This is a genomic window from Pseudomonas sp. MD195_PC81_125, from assembly GCF_014060985.1.
GTDB lineage: Bacteria > Pseudomonadota > Gammaproteobacteria > Pseudomonadales > Pseudomonadaceae > Aquipseudomonas > Aquipseudomonas parakoreensis.
This window is the reverse complement of the sequence record NZ_JABULD010000565.1, coordinates 1-1,480: the sequence shown is the minus strand read 5'-3', so window position 1 is coordinate 1,480 and position 1,480 is coordinate 1. Positions and strand designations below refer to the sequence as shown.

Annotated in this window: 2 protein-coding genes; one reads left to right on the top strand and one right to left on the bottom strand. The window is 57.8% G+C overall.

Annotated features, from left to right (window positions below; all coding sequences use genetic code 11):
* Window positions 1-69 precede the first annotated feature (69 nt).
* Window positions 70-840 (bottom strand): trans-aconitate 2-methyltransferase, encoded by a 771-nt coding sequence (gene tam, locus HT737_RS22500; protein ID WP_182404033.1) that lies wholly within the window; start codon window positions 838-840, stop codon window positions 70-72.
* A gap of 187 nt (window positions 841-1,027) precedes the next feature.
* On the opposite strand from tam, the gene HT737_RS22495 reads away from it, so the two are divergent.
* Complete coding sequence (locus HT737_RS22495; RefSeq protein ID WP_027614440.1) at window positions 1,028-1,438, top strand: low affinity iron permease family protein; 411 nt, start codon at window positions 1,028-1,030, stop codon at window positions 1,436-1,438.
* Window positions 1,439-1,480: the final 42 nt, after the last annotated feature.

Here is a 1,480-nt window from a genome sequence, read left to right as displayed (position 1 = left end):
CGCTTAAAGGGCCTGCTGCGCAGTCCATCGGGGATAAATCCCCTCACTACAGGCGGCTGAAGGCTGGCTTCAGCGAGTCGCGACGATAAACAACCGCGGAAACGGCAACAGCACCGAGCCATCCGGCAACGCCGGATAAGCCTTGGCCACCGCCGCCAGATACTGCTGCAGGTATTGCGCCCGCTCCTCTTCAGTCAGCGGGTTCAAGAACGGAATCAAACCACTGCCCTTGAACCACTCCACCACACCCGCCGCGCCGTCTGCGAGTTGATGGTGATAGGTGGTGCGCCAAACATCTACCCGCGAACAGTGCGGACGCAACATCGAGAAGTAATCGCTGGCACTCGCCATCTCGGTGCGCTGCCCGGCGGCGCCAGCCAGTTTGGTGGCCCATGGGCCATTGGCGGCGACTTCGCGCATCAGCCGATGGGAAGGCTCGTTGAGGTTGTCCGGCATCTGGATCGCCAGACTGCCTCCGTCCGACAGCTTACCCGCCAACGCCGGCAGCAACGTCGCGTGATCCGGCACCCATTGCAGCACGGCATTGGCGAAGATCACATCGAACGGCCCTTGATCCGCCCAGCTATCGATTTCCGTGACTTCAAACTGCACGTCAGGCAAGCGCTTGCGCGCCGCGTCAATCATGTCCGCTGAGCTGTCCAGCCCCCGGACCTGCGCCTGCGCAAAACGCTGCACCAGCAGCTCGGTGGAGTTACCCGGGCCACAACCGATATCGACCACCGATCGCGCCTGAACCGTGGGAATCGCCGCCAGCAGATCTCGGGCCGGGCGGGTGCGTTCATCTTCAAAAGCGACGTATTGTCTGGCGGACCAACTCATTGCGTTCTCCTGTCGTGACATTCCAGCGGTTCGTCACCATACAGGCAGTGCTGCGGACAGTTCCAGGGAGGCCTATTGCCAAGAGTGTCTGGTTGCTCGCAATGATTGGCAGGTTTCAATTGTAAGTAGAATTTTCATCGCATCCCGGGTGTCTGAATTTCATGCTCTCACAATAAGGAACATCGCAATGAAATTCGCCAAAATCTCCCAGACCCTGGCCCTTTGGGCCGGCAGCCCGAAAACGTTCATGGGCGCGTTGATCCTGATTTTTCTGTGGGGGTTGAGCGGGCCGATTTTTGATTTCAATGACACCTGGCAACTGATCATCAACACCTCGACCACGATCATCACCTTTCTGATGGTGTTCCTGATCCAGAACACGCAGAACCGTGATACCGACATCCTGCATCTGAAGCTTGATGAGTTATTGCGGGTGAACAAGGAGGCGCAGAACGCGATGCTCGGGTTGGAATCGCTGGATCTCAAACAACTCGAGGCGCTGCGCAAGCATTACCGCAGCCTGGGGGAAAGCGAGGTGTTCGATCTTGAGGGTCTGGGGGAGAAGAGCAAGCCGAAGCAGGATTTGAATGACTGCTAAATACAGTTAAAAAAGCAAAAGATCGCAGCCTGCGGCAGCTCC